Raw genomic sequence first — 14231 nt, forward strand, 5'->3', positions numbered from 1 at the left:
CTGGCCGCCCGCACCGTCACCTCCGCTACGCTCCGGCGCCGCCGCGAGCCAAACCTGCACCCATGGTTCGCGGCCCGAGCCGCTCCGCTGGCCGCCCGCACCGTCACCTCCGCTACGCTCCGGCGCCGCCGCGAGCCAAACCTGCACCCATGGTTCGCGGCCCGAGCCGCTCCGCTGGCCGCTCACGTGGTCAGCAGCAGCGTGCCGTCGGCGTCGACGCGTACGTCGTACACGCGTAGCGGCGGCTGGCCGGTGCTTGAGCAACCCGTCGCCAGGTCGTACACGTGCTGGTGCAACGGGCAGATCACGACCTTCGCGTCGATGAGCCCGTCGGCGATGGGGCCCCCGGCGTGCGGGCAGATCGCCGACACGGCCCGCACCGCACCGCTGCGCAGCCGGAAGACCGCGACCTGCTCGCCGTCGACGGCGTAGGCGCGGCCCTCACCGACGGGGATGTCCGTCACCGGCCCGAGCCGGTGGATGGTGCCCGCGTCCACCGGCGGGACGCCGCCCGCGACCGTGGTCATCGGACCGGCACCTGCGGCAGCGGCACCAGCGGCAGCGCGGTGCGGAACTGGCCGGGCACCGTCGGGTCCTGCCCTTCCTTCCACGGGTCACGGTACGCGGCCACCGCGGCCTCCATCCGTTCGTCGAGGCCGGCGCCGAGCCCTTCGCTGTCCTCCACGATGACGGCGCGCAGCCGTTCGATGCCCAGCCGCGGCACGAACGCGTAGGTGCGCTCCAGCCAGTTGGCGTGCTCCCGGTAGTACTGCAGGAACCGGCCGGCCAGCCGGATGACCTCGGCCGGGGTGTCGACGGTGGCGAGCAGGTCACCCTTGCGGATGTGCGCGCCCGCGGCGCCGCCGACGTAGATCTCCCAGCGGTCGCCGTCGATCGCGACGACGCCGAGGTCCTTCACGTACGCCTCGGCGCAGTTGCGCGGGCAGCCGGTGACGGCGAGCTTCATCTTCCCGGGGCTCTCCAGGCCCTGGAACCGGGTCTCGATCGCGATGCCGAGCGCCGTGGAGTCGCCGACACCGAAGCGGCAGTAGTCGGAGCCGACGCACGTCTTCACCGTGCGCATGCTCTTGCCGTACGCGTACCCGGACGGCATGTCGAGGTCCGCCCACACCTTCGGCAGGTCCTCCTTGCGGATGCCGAGCAGGTCGATGCGCTGCCCGCCGGTCAACTTGACCATCGGCACCGCGTACTTGTCGGCGACGTCGGCGATGCGGCGCAGCTGCTCGGGGGTGGTGACGCCGCCCTTCATCTGCGGCACGACGGAGAACGTGCCGTCACGCTGGATGTTGGCGTGCACCCGGTCGTTGATGAACCGGGCGCCGCGCTCGTCGACGTAGTCGTCGCCCCACAGCATCCGCAGCAGCGACACCAGGCCCATCTTGCTCTTCGCGTCCTCCTCACCGCCGGCGAGGGCGTCGAAGACCGCGGACACGCTACGCAGGTTCTGCGCGCGGATCGCGGCGATCAGGTCCGGCTTGCTCAGCGGCACGCCGGGCACGTACCAGTTCGCCGACGGGTCCTCCTCGGCGGCGCCGCCGGCGGCCCAGTCGACGATCTGCTGCACCAGCGCCTTGCACGACCCGCAGCCCTTGCCGGCCCGGGTGCGTTCCATCACGCCGGTCAACGTCTTCATCGTGCCGGTCGCCTCGACGATCGCCGTCTTGCTCACGCCGTTGCAGTTGCACACCTGCGCGTCGCCGGCCAGCTCGGCCGCGGACACGTCCGCGCTGGGCCCGCCGAGGTCGAACAGCAGCCGCACCCGTTCCTGCGGCAGCGGCAGCCCCTGGTCGAACGCCTGCATCAGGTACCCGACCTTCCCGACGTCGCCGAGCAGGGTCGCGCCGACGAGCCGGTCGCCGCGGATGATGACGCTCTTGTACACGCCGCGGCTGGGCTCGGCGAACACCACGAACTCGTCGCCGGGTGCCGGGGTGGTGATCCCCATCGCGGCCACGTCCACGCCGGCGACCTTGAGCTTCGTCGCGGTTCGCGACCCGTGGTAGGCGGCGTGCGGGTCGCGGCCGGTGACGTGGTCGGCGAGCACCCGCGCCTGCTCCCACAGGGGCGCGACCAGCCCGTACGTCTCGCCGCGGTGCTGCACGCACTCGCCGACCGCGTAGATGTCGGGCTCGTCGAGGCAGCGCAGCTGGTCGTCCACGACGATGCCGCGCTCCACCGTCAGGCCGCTGACCTCGGCCAGGGCCGTGTTCGGGCGGATCCCCGCGGCGACGACCACCATGTCGCAGGCGATGACCCGCCCGTCCGCGAAGCGGACACCCCGCACCTTGTCGGTGCCTTCGATCGCCACGGTACGGGCGGCAAGCTCGACGGTGATGCCGAGCCGCTCGACGCTCGCCTTCAGGATCGCCCCGCCCTGCGCGTCGAGCTGGGCGTTCATCAGGTGCCCGGCGGCGTGCACGAGCGTGACGGCGACGCCGTGCTGCTGCAGCCCGCGGGCCGCTTCCAGGCCGAGCAGCCCGCCACCGATGACAACGGCGCGTTCGTGGTCGCGGGCGTACCGGATCATCCCGCGCGTGTCGTCGATCGTGCGGAACGTGAAGACGCCCTGGTGGTAGCCGCGCCGCGGGTGATGCAGGTGCTCGATCGGCGGGATGAACGGCCGGCTGCCCGTGGCGATGATCAGCTTGTCGTAGCGCAGCTCGTTGCCCTCGGAGTCCAGCACGACCTTCGCGAACCGGTCGATGCGCTCCACCCTGACCCCGGCGCGCAGGTCGATGCCGTTCGTCGCGTACCAGGGCAGGCTGTTGAGGAAGATGCCGTCCTCGTCCTCGACGCCGGACAGCACGTTGGACAGCATGATCCGGTTGTAGTTGCCGTACGGCTCCTCACCGAACATCGTGATCGAGTACTGGCCGCGCCCGCCGCGCTCCAGGATCTCCTCCACGGCCCGCGCCCCGGCCATCCCGTTGCCGACGACGACGAGCCGCTGCTTGCCGGCTTCTCGGTCTTCGGCCATCGCTACACCTCCACCAGGCCGAGGTCCACGACGATCGACCCGGTCACGCCCTCGGGCGCCCCGACGAGCAGTTCCACGACGGTGCCGCCGTCGAGGTCCTCCACCACCCGCAGCGGCACGTGCACGTCGCTCTTCGCCCCGATCGGGAAGTACCGCATCGGCGTGCCGTCGCGGGTGAGCACCACGTACACCAGCTCACCGGAGGTGTTGCCGCCGCGGAAGTACACCGTCTGCGCGATCACCCCGACCGGCACCGTGTACGTGAGCGCCGCGTCCAACGGCACCGGCGACTCGATCCCCTTCCCGGCGAACGGAAACACACCCTGCAGGAAACGTGGCGTCGACTGCACCTCAGCCGTCCTCTCCGCCGGACGGACCCCGGCTCCCCCCGATCGTCGCGACCGGCGGTTACACCCCCATACCGCACTTGTTACGCCCGGCGGTGCGGGTCCTATCCGCCCCGTGATCCACGCTGTGAACGGCCCCGGCACAATCGCCCCTGTGACCCGGTTCGGGATCCAGGACTACGACCCCCGCTGGACCAGCGGCCGCAAGCGCATCGCCGCCCTGCACGGTGAGCGGCTCGCCGCACTGGCCGGGCTGGTGCTGCGGCACGTCTGGGTGGTCTGGGACCTCGACGACGACACGTGGTTCGCCGACGCGCCGGTCGTGCTGGACTTCGCCGTCGGTGGCGAGGCGGCGGGTCGCGCGGCCGCCGGTGATCTTGCCGGGGTGATCAAAGTCGCAGCGTGGTCATCCAGACGACCATGCCGCGACTTTGATCACCCCGATGGTCCGGCCGGCGGCACGTCGCCACCACCTGAGCGCCCGCGCGTCGCCTGCCGGGGGTCAGCCGAGGTGCTCGCCGTACACGTGGTCGACGGTCATCGTCATCAGCACGCGGCGGTCGGTGACCATGACGGTGCGGTACTCGTCCCAGTCAGGATGCTCGCCGGCGGCGCGGCGGTAGTAGTCGACGAGCGCCTCGACCTCCGAGCCGAGCGGGTCGGTGCCGGGACCGGTGAGCGTGGCGAGGCCCTCCGCGGTCGCCCAGGACCGGCCGTCGGGGCTGGTCACCTCCAGGGTCGCGCGCGGGTCGCGGCGCAGGTTCGCGGTCTTGGCCCGGCCCTCGGTCATAGACACATAGATGACGGAGGCGGCCCGGTCGTAGAACGGCATGACCGGTGACAACTGTGGGCGGCCGTCGCTCTTGATGGTGGCCAGGACACCGAGGCGGCTGGCGGCGAGCAGATCCCGCGGATCGTATGTCATCACACCATCATGCTGCAGCCGGCGCGGCGCTGAGGGCGGCGGCGAGGTCCGCGGTACGGCCGAGCAGCCGGGCTGTGGCGATCGGGTCCATGTAGTCGTCGTAGGAGACGATCTCGCCGTTGCGGACGCGGATGACGGCAAGGGCGCGGAACCGGTACGGCTCGCCGGTCACCAGCGAGCGGCCGTGGTGCTCGATCTGCGCGACGACGACCTCGGGGTCGTCCGTGTCGCGCACGAGGGCGTCGACGCCGTCCATGTCGAACAGCTGCCGCGAGCCGGCCGCGGCGCCGTGGTACGCGCGGATCGCGTCCCGGCCGCGCAGCTCGGGTGGCTGGCCGGGCAGGGCGAACGGGTACCGCAGCACGCCGTCCTCGGCGAACAGGTCGGCGAAGACGACGCCGTCCCCGGCCACCATGCGGCGTACCTGCTCGACCACCTGGCGCGGGCTGTCCATGCGGCACCTCCGTACAATCGGAACCATGACCCCGGTTCGACGATACGGAACGCCCGCCCCGGTTGACAATGGCTGAGCCGCGGCTGCGCGCCGACGCCCGCCGCAACCGCGACCGCGTCCTGGCCGCCGCCCGCGAGGCGTTCGCCGAGGGCGGGTTCGCGGTGCCCCTGGACGACATCGCCGCCCGCGCCGGCGTCGGACCCGGCACCGTGTACCGGCACTTCCCGACGAAGGAGAGCCTGTTCCAGGCCGTGGTCACCGCCAGGGTCACCGACCTCGTCGCCGAGGCCCGGCGCCGCGCCGACGACGGTGACGACCCGGGCGGCGCGTTCTTCGGATTCCTCGCCCACCTGGGCGCGGAGGCAGCAGCGAAACGCGACACCTCCGACGCGATCAGCGTCCCCGGCCCGCTGCGGCAGGCGATGCACGACGCGATCGACACCCTGCTGACGCGTGCCCAGGCGGCCGGCGCGGTGAAGGCCGGGGTGAGCGCCGCCGACCTGGTCGTGTTCCTGAAGAGCCTGCTCGCCGCCGTCCACGACGACCCCGACCCGGGCCGCGCCGAACGGCTCCTCGCCGTCCTCACCGACGGCCTGCGCCCGTGACCGGGTGGCAGCCCGGGCCGCAGCAGCGCTGCACGACGTGGCCGCACTGTGGAGCGCCGGGCTCGCCTGGCCCGCCGGCGTCGTCCGCGCCGCCTGCGCCGTGCTGCCCGACGGCGGCGACTCCCTCGCGATGCTCGCCGGGCTGCCGGAGGCGACCGCCGACGACACCGACGTCGAGCCGCTGCTGGAGGCGGCGCTCGCCGAGGTCGGCCTCGCCTACCACCCGCCGGGCAGCGCCACCGTGCTCGACCACGCGGTCACGGCGAAAGCCCGGGAGCTGCTCGCCGGCACCATCACTGCGCAGGCGCTCGCCCGGTGGGCGTACCAGGTGAACGGCCTGAACCAGATACCCGCGCTGGAGCCCTTCGGCTTGCTCCACGCCAGCTACGGCTACGAGCCCGGCGACCCGAACCCGCTCGACGACGACGTGTACGCCGAGGCGCGCGCGCTCATCGCCCGGGCAGACAGGCGTCCGTGACGCTCGCCGTCGCCGCGGCGATCACCGCGTCCAGCCGGTCCCTGGTCGCCGCCAGCCCCGTGATCTGCGCGTCGATCCGGTCGCGCTCCGCGGCGAGCAACGCCAGCGTCTGCGGGGTGGCGTAGCCGGTGTACACGCATGGCAACAGCTCCAGGATGCGCCGGCTGGACAGGCCCGCCGCGTACAGCTGCTGCACCAGCACGACCCGGTCGACGGCGCCATCGGGGTACGTGCGCTGCCCGGACGCGGAGCGTTCCGCGGTGAGCAGGCCCTGCTCCTCGTAGTAGCGCAGCGCCCGCACGCTCACACCGGCCTTCGCGGCCACCTCACCGATGCGCATTCTGCGACCCTCCCCACAACACTTGCCTCTGACGTCAACGTCAGGTTTTAGCGTAACCGGCATGGAGATCAACGGATCGGTTGCGCTCGTCACGGGCGCCAACCGTGGCCTCGGCCGGCACTTTGCCCTGGAACTGCTCGAACGCGGCGCGTCGAAGGTGTACGCGACCGCCCGCGACCCGCGCGCCGTGGACCTGCCCGGCGCGCAGGTGCTGCGCCTGGACATCACCGACGCCGGCAGTGTCGCCGCGGCCGCCGGTGCCGCCCAGGACGTGGACCTGCTGGTGAACAACGCCGGCGTCGTCGCGCACACCAACCTGCTCGACGGCGACCTGGACGCCATCCGGCTGGAGATGGAGACACACTACTTCGGCACGCTGCGCGTGGTGCGCGCGTTCGCGCCGGTCCTCGCCCGCAACGGCGGCGGCGCCATCCTCAACATGCTGTCGGTGCTGTCGTGGGCGAACTACGACGGCGCCAACTCCTACAGCGCCGCGAAGGCCGCCCAGTGGAGCCTCACCAACGGCATCCGCCTCGAACTGGCCGGCCACGGCACCACGGTCACCGGCGTGCACCTCGGCGCCGCCGACACCGACATGATGGCCGGCTTCGACGTGCCGAAGCTGGATCCACGGTACGTGGTGACGACCGCCCTCGACGGTGTCGCCGCCGGACTGCGCGAGGTCCTCGTCGACGACGCCAGCCGCGCCGCGAAGGCCGCCCTCGCCGGCGTCTAGGGTCGGGTGCGTGCCGTCGCTCGTGACGCCCGCGCTGCCCGCCGGGACCCTCGCCGCACTCACCCAGCCGACCATCCCCGGCGACGGCGGGCTGCGGCTACGGCCCTGGCGGGCGGCCGACGCACCGACCGGGACCGGCTTTCACACACCCCACTCGCCGCGGCACCCCGCTGCACCGACCTGACCAAACACAAGGCCGTCGACCATCCGGGGGTCGGGCGGATCACCCTGGACCGCGACACCTGTTCGTCGCCGGCGACGACCTGCGCATCACCCGGGCACACCGCCGGACCCGGCACCGACGACGCGCAGTGGCTCGAGCTGGCCGTCGTCCTGGGCACGCAGACGTTCGCCTGAGCGGGTATCGTCCGGCCGGTGACGGGGCTGCTGCTGGTGACCGGCGCGACCGGTTCGTTGGGTCGTCGCGTGTACCAGCGTGCTGCCGCCTCCGGCTGGAACACCGCCGGCACGTACTTCGCCGCCCCCGAGCGCTCCGCCGACCTCCGCCTCGACCTCCGCCTCGACATCCGCGACCGGGCCGCCGTGCACGCCGCGCTGCGCGGCCTGCGCCCCGCCGTGGTGATCCACACCGCGGCCAGCCGGGACCGCGGCGACTGGCGGTCCATCGCCGACGGCGCCGCCCACGTCGCCCTCGCCGCCGCCGAGGTCGGCGCCCGACTGGTCCACCTGTCCAGCGACGCGATCTTCTCCGGCCGCGAGGTCCACTACACCGAGGACGCCCTGCCGGACCCGACGTACCGGTACGGCGCCGCGAAGGCCGCCGCCGAGACCGCCGTGCAGGCGATCGACCCTGCCGCCGTCCTCGTGCGCACCTCCACGATCGTCGGCGACGGCCGCAGCGCCCACGAAACCCTCACTCACGCCCTGTCCACCGGCGAACGCAGCGGGTACCTGTTCACCGACGAGATCCGCATGCCGGTCCACGTCGACGACCTCGCCGACGCGCTGCTGGAGCTCGCCGCGTCCGACGTGCGGGGTCCGTTGCACGTGACCGGCCCCGAACCGGTCAGCCGGCACGCCCTCGGGCTGATGGTCGCCGCCCGCGACGGCCTCGACCCGGCGACGATCCCGGCGGCCCGCAGCGCCGACGTCATGCCGGGCCGCCCCCTCGACGTCCGCCTCGACTGCACCCTGGCCCGGTCCCTGCTGCGGACCCCGCTGCGCCCCGCGTCACAGTTCATGACCGTGCCCCTGCGCTGACCGCATGCCGTGCCGGGCGACGAACTCCAGGAGCGGCGTTGCTAACGAACGTGCGACAGGGGATCAAAAGTTGGTCAACGTGAGTGGGATGGTCCTGGGCTGATCTCGGCGGAATGACGCCGCCGATTAATGGCTCACGGTGTGTCGTTGCATGAGTGCGACGTACCCGTCTTCCAGGGTTGGTGGGACGGAGGTCGCGTCGCGGCTCGGGCGTGCCGGGCTGATGACACGGTACTGGGTGCCGGCTTCGCGGGTGACCGCCGATACGACGACGCCGTCGGTGGGTGGCGCCCCGGCGCTGCTCATCTGCCAGGTGGCTCCCTCGGCGGTTCGGGTCAGGTCGGTCACTGAGCCGGTGTAGATGACCTGGCCGGCGGCGAGTACTGCCGTGTCGTGGCAGGTCTGTGCGACGTCCTCCACGATGTGGGTGCTGAGCAGCACGGTGCGTTGCCCGGCGAGCCCGGCGAGCAGGGTCCGGAATCGGATACGTTCCTGCGGGTCGAGGCCGGCGGTCGGTTCGTCGACGATCAGCAGGGCCGGGTCGCCGAGCAGCGCCTGGGCGATGCCGACGCGGCGGCGCATGCCGCCGGAGAAGCCCTTCATCCGGCGGCCGGCGACGTCGGCCAACCCCACCATGTCGAGGAGTTCCCCGACTTGCCGGCGGCGGGCTGTCGTGTCATCCAGGCCTTTGAGCAGGGCCACGTAGTCGAGGAACTCACGGGGCGACAGGTCCGGGTAGAGCCCCAGCTCCTGGGGTACGTAGCCGAGCCGGCGTTGAACGTTGCGCCGCCCGGATCGGGTCGTCATGTCGTATCCGCCGATGCGCACCTGGCCCTTTCCGGGAGCGATGACACCGGCCATGATCCGCATGAGGGTGGTCTTGCCGGCACCGTTGCCGCCGAGCAGGCCGAACATTCCGCCCTGGACGGTCAGGTCGACTCCCCGTAAGGCGGTGACGCGGCCGAACGAGCGACGCAGTCCCGTGATCGCGATGTCCATGTCGTACACCTTCCGGTCGTCAGGCCGTACGCCGGCGGCTACGCAGCAGGCCGGCCGTCAGGAGCGGGAGCAGGCCGGCGACGACGAGCAGGCTGATGCTCGCCGCCGCGGCGGATCCGGTCGGCACCGGCCGCAGGACCGGCAGCGGGCCGGGTATGCCGGCGTGCAGGACCGGCGTCCCCAACAGCCAGCTCGCCGCGTAGCTGCCGATCGGGCTCAACAGGGAGCCGGTGGGAGTGGGCAGTGTCGCCGGCAGGAGCAGGTTGCCCCAGAACCAGTAGCCGACGAACAGCACCCGGAACAGCGGCGTGGTCAGGACCAAGGGGCAGACCAGCGCGTATCCAGCGACGAAGACCAACGCCGGGGCGAGGACCGCGGCGAACGCTGCGAGGCCCCAGGGGATCATCGCCGGGTCTCCCCGGCGGACCGTCTCGTAGCCGGCCGCGACGAGCATCGCGGCCAGGGCCGGTGCACCGGTCGCCGTGACACTGCCGAGGAACGTTCCGGTGAGCCGGCCCGCCGGTCCGGGTGGCAGGCTCGCCAGCAGTTCGGCGGTGTGCAACCGGCGGTCGCGCAGCAGCCTGTCGGCCAGTGCCATCCCGAACGCGATCGGCAGGATCACGGAGAACAGGAACGCCCACCGGGTCATCACCTCCTGGGCCGGGGCGCCGGGTGGTGCCGGCGCGTACCGGGGGCCCATCCCGAACCGGCCGGCGGCGAGTGACCCCGCCAGCAGTGCGATCGTGATCCACAGGGACCGCTTGCGGATCTGCATCCAGAACTCGTATCGGCAGACGGCCAGCATCTCCCGCACTCCGGTCATGCTTCCTCCTCGGTCAGCATCCGCTCCGGTCGCCGGAGCAGGATCAGGACCCCGGCGGCGAACGGCGCGATCGTGGCGGTGAGAACGAGCCGGTCGGTCATCCAGCCCGGGTAGGCGCCGAGCCGACTGACCGGAAACAGATACAGCGGCCTGGCCCAGTCATGCGCCGCGAAGCCTGAGGCGAACAGCTGCTGCGCCAGCCACACGCCGCCGGCGGCGGTGGTGGCCAGTAGCAGGCTGCGGGTGAGCAGCGCGATGAAGACCGCCAGGCCTCCCAACCAGGCCATGGCCGGCGCCCAGAGCAGCGGTGACGCGACCACCGGTGGCCCCGACCACAGACCCGCCGCCCAGAGGACGCCGGTGAAGGCAACAGCGGCAGCGGAAGTGGCACCGGCCAGCACCCCGAGCCGGCGGCCCAGGACCGTCGCGTACCGGGTGGGGAGCGAGAGGTGCAACTCACGTGCCCGGTCGGTGGCGACGACCGACGTCGCCGCCATCGCCACCGCCAGGGGGAGCAACGCCTCCAGTCCGGTGATCAGGACCAGGGACACCTGCGGACGCCCGGCGCCGTCACCGGCGGTGAGAGCCGCCACCGCCGCCGCCACCACAAGGGCCAGGGCCGGTCCACAACCGGCGGCCCAGCCGAGCCTTCCTGCCTCGTGTCTCCACATCTCCACGTCGCTTGAGTGCACCTGCCGCCCACCCCGGTTCACTCGCCAGCATAGTGATCCAGGTCACAAACCGAACCGGACGATCCGCGACGACGCCAGCCTGGGCGCGATCGCCAGCACTCCACCCACCAGGGCGGCGGAGACGACCAGCGGAGGCCACGACGTGCGCCACATCGCCTCGGCCGCGCCACCGACGGCACCATCGACGGAGCCGGATGCCAGCAGAACCCGCAGCACCCACACGGCCAGAGCAGCCGACAGACCGACCGCCGGACGCCACGCCACCGAGCAGGCGAAGCTCACCGCGGACAGCAGGACCATCGGACCGAGCCAGGCGGCCAGCAGTCTGCCCGGACCACCCGCCCCGGCCACACTCAGCACCAGGGAGCCGATCAGCGCAGCCACGAAGACCGCACCGAGCACAAGGGTCAACCGGGCGAGCAGAACGGTACGCACCGACGTCGGCGTGGCCCGGACCAGTTCGCCGGGCAGCTCGTCTCCCCCGCACGCGCCCGCCACCGCAAGCGCCGCGGCCAACGGTACGACCACCGCGAGCACCGGCTGCGCCGGGACCGACACCCAACCGGCGAGCACGATGCCGGCGACGAGCACCACGGCGGAGACAGCCCACACCCGCCAGCCCACCAACCGCCATTGGTGGGCGAGCAATCCGGCCGCACGTGCCACCGGACGCGCACCGGGCACCGCCCGGTAGACCGGTGGCCCGGCGGCGCGACCACCAGCGTACGAAGCAGCGAGCCGGCGACGTACCGCAACGAGGACAGCGGCAGGCGCAGGCGCCAGCCGGGACCGGACACCCTCAGCCATGTGTTGCCAACCGGCGACCTCCTGCCGGCACGCCACACACTGTGAAAGGTGCGCCGCGACTGCCGCCGCGTCATGCGCGGGGAGCGTGCCAGCCACGTACTCGGCGAGCTGCTCGGTCGGATGTCTCATCGCCGTCCTCCCTGCCCGGCCGCCCGCTGGGCAGCCGCACACCCGTCGTCCGTGTCATTGGCCAAAGCCCGAGCCAGCACGGCTCGGGCGTGGAACAAGCGGCTCTTGACCGTGCCGACCGGCACATCGAGGACGACGGCGACCTCGTCGCGAGTGAGCCCGGCGCCGAAGGTGAGGTCCAGCACCTCCCGATGGATCGACGGCAATCCGGCCATCGCCACCGCCACCGCCCGCGCATCCGCGCGGGCGAGCGTGACCGCCTCCGGGCCAGGCTCGTCGGCGGCCAGCCCGACGGCTGCGTCGATCGGGACGTGCACCGGGCCGCCATGGACGCCCAGACGGCGCAGCGCCTGCCTCCGACATATGCCGAACAGCCAGGTCCGGACCGTGGACCGGCCCTGGAAGGAGCCAGCCCCCCGCCAGACCGCCAGCAGCGTGTCCTGAACCGTCTCCTCGGCGCGGTGCCGATCGGCAAGCAGCCCCTCGGCATAGGACAACAACGCCGGCCCATGCCGGACGTACAGCCCTTCGAGGGCAGACTCGTCACCGGCGGCCACCAGACACAGCAGCCGCCGGTCGGCATCCTGCTGCCCGTCGACCGTCGCACCCATCCCACCTGGGTAGCGGCCCCGCCCCGGCACGTTCACAGCAGCGAACCAGATGTGACTCAAACCACTCGGATGGCGGACCAACAACACCGACGGCAGTTGCTCCACCCGGGTGGGCCGGGCCAGCTACCTGGCCACCATGCGCGCCCGCAGACCTCGACGACGGCGATCGGCACATTTCATGACCGTGCCCCTACGCTGACCGCATGCCGTGCCGGGCGACGAACTCCAGGAAGTCCCCGGCGACAGGCTCGTGGTTCGCGTCGTCGTGGAAGTGGAACCAGACCTGGTCGTGGCAGCGGCCGCCGGTCACCGGGAACCCCCAGTGGTCCCCGGTGCCGACCACCGCGACGGCGACGAACGTGCGGTCCGGGAACTCGGCGTCGTTGACGGTCCGCAGGTTGTCGCGGTACTCGTGCGGACGGGCCACGACCGGGAACAGCTCGAGGAACCCGAAGATCCCGCCGCCGTACTGCGTCATGAACGCCTTGTACTGCTCCGGCAGCACCACGCCCATCGCCCGCTCGACGGCGGCGATCTCCGCGGCGGTGGCGGTGCGCCCGTAGACGAGGCCGAGTCCGTGCTCGGCGTCGGCAGCGGCGGTCCTTCGCAGCACCGGCTCGGCGAGCCGGTGGAACTCGGCCTGATCCATGCCGCGCACCCTACGACCCGGTGGCGCACCACCGACGGGTGGCCGCTGTCCCGTCGGCCGGACCACCGTGGTGATCGAAGTCGCGTCGTGGTCGTTCAGGCGACCAGGCCGCGACTCCGTGGTCGAGAAGCTGCCTCCACTCGGTGCGCAGTGACCGGCGGTGAGGAACATGTCGCTGGAGCCGGAAATCCAGGCAAGCCGGCCGTGCAATTGGTGATCTTGGCGCCGCCGTAGAACTGGCTGGTGTCGGCCTCTCCCGAGCCGGGCAGCGTCTTCACCGAGCTGACCACCCGGACCGCTACGGCGGTGCCCCCGTGCTTGGCAGCCATCCGCCACAGCATCGCGTCGGAGTACCCGTCCACCTCGACAATGATCCGGTTGTGTTCGGGGTCGGGATACGACGGTCGGCGGCGTGCCCGAGCGCGGACGCGGTGCGCCGGACAGCCCGGTCGAGGAGCGGCGAGCTCATCGATGTCGAGCGTGGCGCTGGTGGTGGTGAGCCTGGTGAGCAGCGTCAGGGGCGTCGCCGTGGGCGGTGCCGACCGGCTCGCGGGCGGACGGGGCGCGTCGAAGCCCAGACCGGCGTCGAGGGCGGGAACGAGATCGGCCGGGTGCAGGTCGAGGCGGTAGGCCAACTCGATCAGGACGCGGACGGGCTGGCTGGGCAGGCCGCCGGCCGTGTCGCTCTTGTGCAGGTGGTGGGGGTGGATGCCGAGCAGCTCGCCGAGTTCCCACAGCGACAGTCCGGATGCCTGCATGCGGGCGTAGAGCAGGTCATGGTCCATCAGGAGTGCCAGGCCCAGTGCCGGGAGCGTGCGGCGAGGTCGGGGTCGAGCTGGAACACGGCGAGGCCGCGTTCACCGAGCCAGCCCTGGACGCGTTCGGTGAGCCCGACGTCGCCGCCGTACCGGCGGATACACTCCCAGCCGTGCGGATCGGCCACGGCCGGGTCTCCACCGGCGATCAGAGCCCCAGCGCCCAACCCCGACGCGCTTACCGCGGCCGGCTGCGAGCAGATCTTCGTCGACAAGGCGTCCGGCAAGCTCGCCCGCCGACCCGAGTTGTCCAAGGCGCTGCTGGTCGCCCACCGCCGCGGCGACCAATTCGTAGTCACCAAGTTCGGCCTAGGTCGATCGCTCGAACACCTCATCGACCTGCCGGCCCAACTGCAGGAGCGCGGCGTCGACCTGGTCGGCCTGGCTGCCGCCCGCGCCCGCGGCCGTACTGGCGGGCAGAAACCCAAGCTCACCCTGCGCCAGGCTCGCATTGCCCGGCAGATCTACGAGGAAGTCGGCCCCGGCGGCCGCCGCGTGCACACCGTCGAGCAGATCGCCGCCGAGTTCGGCGTCACCCGGCCCACCATCTACCGGCATCTCGCCAAACTGCCTGCCGACGCCGGGTGATCCGCCAACCTCGT

The 14231-nt window shown here is 72.2% G+C and carries 20 protein-coding genes and 1 pseudogene; 6 read left to right on the forward strand and 15 right to left on the reverse strand.

Annotation, left to right across the window (positions count from 1 at the left end):
• Positions 1-182 precede the first annotated feature (182 nt).
• From AB0H83_RS39475 to AB0H83_RS39495, 5 genes are all read right to left on the reverse strand, one after another.
• The gene (locus AB0H83_RS39475) at positions 183-527 is read right to left on the reverse strand and encodes a Rieske (2Fe-2S) protein (RefSeq protein WP_360104650.1); all 345 of its coding nucleotides are present in this window, start codon (positions 525-527) and stop codon (positions 183-185) included.
• Positions 524-2998: a nitrite reductase large subunit NirB gene (nirB, locus tag AB0H83_RS39480; protein ID WP_360104653.1), complete on the reverse strand. Its 2475-nt coding sequence runs from the start codon at positions 2996-2998 to the stop codon at positions 524-526. Before nirB ends, AB0H83_RS39475 begins: the two co-directional genes overlap by 4 nt.
• 2 nt (positions 2999-3000) lie before the next feature.
• On the reverse strand, positions 3001-3348 hold the full coding sequence (locus tag AB0H83_RS39485; protein ID WP_360104656.1) for a molybdopterin oxidoreductase: 348 nt from the start codon (positions 3346-3348) through the stop codon (positions 3001-3003).
• A gap of 499 nt (positions 3349-3847) precedes the next feature.
• Positions 3848-4270, reverse strand: a complete 423-nt coding sequence (locus AB0H83_RS39490; protein WP_360104659.1) for a PPOX class F420-dependent oxidoreductase — start codon at positions 4268-4270, stop codon at positions 3848-3850.
• A 7-nt stretch (positions 4271-4277) separates the two neighbouring features.
• Complete coding sequence (locus AB0H83_RS39495; RefSeq protein WP_360104662.1) at positions 4278-4724, reverse strand: nuclear transport factor 2 family protein; 447 nt, start codon at positions 4722-4724, stop codon at positions 4278-4280.
• 68 nt (positions 4725-4792) lie between these two features.
• Between AB0H83_RS39495 and AB0H83_RS39500 the strand changes: the two genes are divergently transcribed.
• Positions 4793-5329 carry a helix-turn-helix domain-containing protein gene (locus AB0H83_RS39500; protein WP_360104665.1) on the forward strand — a complete coding sequence of 179 codons (537 nt, stop codon included), beginning with the start codon at positions 4793-4795 and terminating at the stop codon, positions 5327-5329.
• Between the two features lie 4 nt (positions 5330-5333).
• A complete protein-coding gene (locus tag AB0H83_RS39505) occupies positions 5334-5807 on the forward strand; it encodes a hypothetical protein (RefSeq protein WP_360104668.1) in 474 nt (157 codons plus the stop codon).
• Here the strand turns inward: AB0H83_RS39505 and AB0H83_RS39510 are convergent.
• Positions 5779-6147, reverse strand: coding sequence for a MerR family transcriptional regulator (locus tag AB0H83_RS39510; RefSeq protein WP_360104671.1), 369 nt, complete (start codon positions 6145-6147; stop codon positions 5779-5781). The genes AB0H83_RS39505 and AB0H83_RS39510 overlap by 29 nt on opposite strands.
• A 61-nt stretch (positions 6148-6208) precedes the next feature.
• On the opposite strand from AB0H83_RS39510, the gene AB0H83_RS39515 reads away from it, so the two are divergent.
• From AB0H83_RS39515 to AB0H83_RS39525, 3 genes are all read left to right on the forward strand, one after another.
• Positions 6209-6883 carry an SDR family oxidoreductase gene (locus tag AB0H83_RS39515; RefSeq protein ID WP_360104674.1) on the forward strand — a complete coding sequence of 225 codons (675 nt, stop codon included), beginning with the start codon at positions 6209-6211 and terminating at the stop codon, positions 6881-6883.
• Between the two features lie 10 nt (positions 6884-6893).
• Positions 6894-7067: a hypothetical protein gene (locus tag AB0H83_RS39520; RefSeq protein WP_360104677.1), complete on the forward strand. Its 174-nt coding sequence runs from the start codon at positions 6894-6896 to the stop codon at positions 7065-7067.
• A 191-nt stretch (positions 7068-7258) separates the two neighbouring features.
• Positions 7259-8104 (forward strand): sugar nucleotide-binding protein, encoded by an 846-nt coding sequence (locus AB0H83_RS39525; protein ID WP_360104680.1) that lies wholly within the window; start codon positions 7259-7261, stop codon positions 8102-8104.
• 126 nt (positions 8105-8230) lie between these two features.
• On the opposite strand, the gene AB0H83_RS39530 is transcribed toward AB0H83_RS39525, so the two are convergent.
• From AB0H83_RS39530 to AB0H83_RS39570, 9 genes and pseudogenes are all read right to left on the reverse strand, one after another.
• A complete protein-coding gene (locus tag AB0H83_RS39530; RefSeq protein ID WP_360104683.1) occupies positions 8231-9103 on the reverse strand; it encodes an ABC transporter ATP-binding protein in 873 nt (290 codons plus the stop codon).
• Between the two features lie 19 nt (positions 9104-9122).
• Entirely contained in the window at positions 9123-9926 is an 804-nt protein-coding gene (locus tag AB0H83_RS39535) for a hypothetical protein (RefSeq protein ID WP_360104686.1), read from the reverse strand.
• On the reverse strand, positions 9923-10603 hold the full coding sequence (locus AB0H83_RS39540) for a hypothetical protein (protein WP_360104689.1): 681 nt from the start codon (positions 10601-10603) through the stop codon (positions 9923-9925). Before AB0H83_RS39540 ends, AB0H83_RS39535 begins: the two co-directional genes overlap by 4 nt.
• 57 nt (positions 10604-10660) lie before the next feature.
• Positions 10661-11212: a hypothetical protein gene (locus AB0H83_RS39545; protein WP_360104850.1), complete on the reverse strand. Its 552-nt coding sequence runs from the start codon at positions 11210-11212 to the stop codon at positions 10661-10663.
• A 249-nt stretch (positions 11213-11461) separates the two neighbouring features.
• Positions 11462-11554 (reverse strand): annotated as a pseudogene (locus AB0H83_RS39550) (zf-HC2 domain-containing protein); the annotation flags it as partial.
• Entirely contained in the window at positions 11551-12165 is a 615-nt protein-coding gene (locus AB0H83_RS39555; RefSeq protein WP_360104692.1) for a sigma-70 family RNA polymerase sigma factor, read from the reverse strand. The pseudogene AB0H83_RS39550 and the gene AB0H83_RS39555, both read right to left, overlap by 4 nt.
• A 190-nt stretch (positions 12166-12355) precedes the next feature.
• Positions 12356-12814: an SMI1/KNR4 family protein gene (locus tag AB0H83_RS39560; protein ID WP_360104695.1), complete on the reverse strand. Its 459-nt coding sequence runs from the start codon at positions 12812-12814 to the stop codon at positions 12356-12358.
• Positions 12815-12909: 95 nt separating this feature from the next.
• Positions 12910-13599 carry a hypothetical protein gene (locus AB0H83_RS39565; protein WP_360104697.1) on the reverse strand — a complete coding sequence of 230 codons (690 nt, stop codon included), beginning with the start codon at positions 13597-13599 and terminating at the stop codon, positions 12910-12912.
• The gene (locus AB0H83_RS39570; protein WP_360104853.1) at positions 13599-13757 is read right to left on the reverse strand and encodes a hypothetical protein; all 159 of its coding nucleotides are present in this window, start codon (positions 13755-13757) and stop codon (positions 13599-13601) included. The genes AB0H83_RS39565 and AB0H83_RS39570 overlap by 1 nt, the downstream gene beginning before the upstream one ends.
• Between AB0H83_RS39570 and AB0H83_RS39575 the strand changes: the two genes are divergently transcribed.
• Entirely contained in the window at positions 13699-14217 is a 519-nt protein-coding gene (locus AB0H83_RS39575) for a recombinase family protein (RefSeq protein WP_360104700.1), read from the forward strand. The genes AB0H83_RS39570 and AB0H83_RS39575 overlap by 59 nt on opposite strands.
• Positions 14218-14231 lie beyond the last annotated feature (14 nt).

Origin of the sequence: Dactylosporangium sp. NPDC050688 (assembly GCF_040654515.1) — a bacterium.
GTDB lineage: Bacteria > Actinomycetota > Actinomycetes > Mycobacteriales > Micromonosporaceae > Dactylosporangium.

Bases quoted from the DNA above. Each gene is read 5' to 3' on its own strand.
- AB0H83_RS39490 (WP_360104659.1), bottom strand. From the start codon at position 4,270: ATGACATACGATCCGCGGGATCTGCTCGCCGCCAGCCGCCTCGGTGTC.
- AB0H83_RS39510 (WP_360104671.1), bottom strand. From the start codon at position 6,147: ATGCGCATCGGTGAGGTGGCCGCGAAGGCCGGTGTGAGCGTGCGGGCG.
- AB0H83_RS39530 (WP_360104683.1), bottom strand. From the start codon at position 9,103: ATGGACATCGCGATCACGGGACTGCGTCGCTCGTTCGGCCGCGTCACC.
- AB0H83_RS39565 (WP_360104697.1), bottom strand. From the start codon at position 13,599: ATGGACCATGACCTGCTCTACGCCCGCATGCAGGCATCCGGACTGTCG.
- AB0H83_RS39475 (WP_360104650.1), bottom strand. From the start codon at position 527: ATGACCACGGTCGCGGGCGGCGTCCCGCCGGTGGACGCGGGCACCATC.
- AB0H83_RS39500 (WP_360104665.1), top strand. From the start codon at position 4,793: ATGGCTGAGCCGCGGCTGCGCGCCGACGCCCGCCGCAACCGCGACCGC.
- AB0H83_RS39555 (WP_360104692.1), bottom strand. From the start codon at position 12,165: ATGGGTGCGACGGTCGACGGGCAGCAGGATGCCGACCGGCGGCTGCTG.
- AB0H83_RS39560 (WP_360104695.1), bottom strand. From the start codon at position 12,814: ATGGATCAGGCCGAGTTCCACCGGCTCGCCGAGCCGGTGCTGCGAAGG.
- nirB (WP_360104653.1), bottom strand. From the start codon at position 2,998: ATGGCCGAAGACCGAGAAGCCGGCAAGCAGCGGCTCGTCGTCGTCGGC.
- AB0H83_RS39535 (WP_360104686.1), bottom strand. From the start codon at position 9,926: ATGACCGGAGTGCGGGAGATGCTGGCCGTCTGCCGATACGAGTTCTGG.
- AB0H83_RS39495 (WP_360104662.1), bottom strand. From the start codon at position 4,724: ATGGACAGCCCGCGCCAGGTGGTCGAGCAGGTACGCCGCATGGTGGCC.
- AB0H83_RS39515 (WP_360104674.1), top strand. From the start codon at position 6,209: ATGGAGATCAACGGATCGGTTGCGCTCGTCACGGGCGCCAACCGTGGC.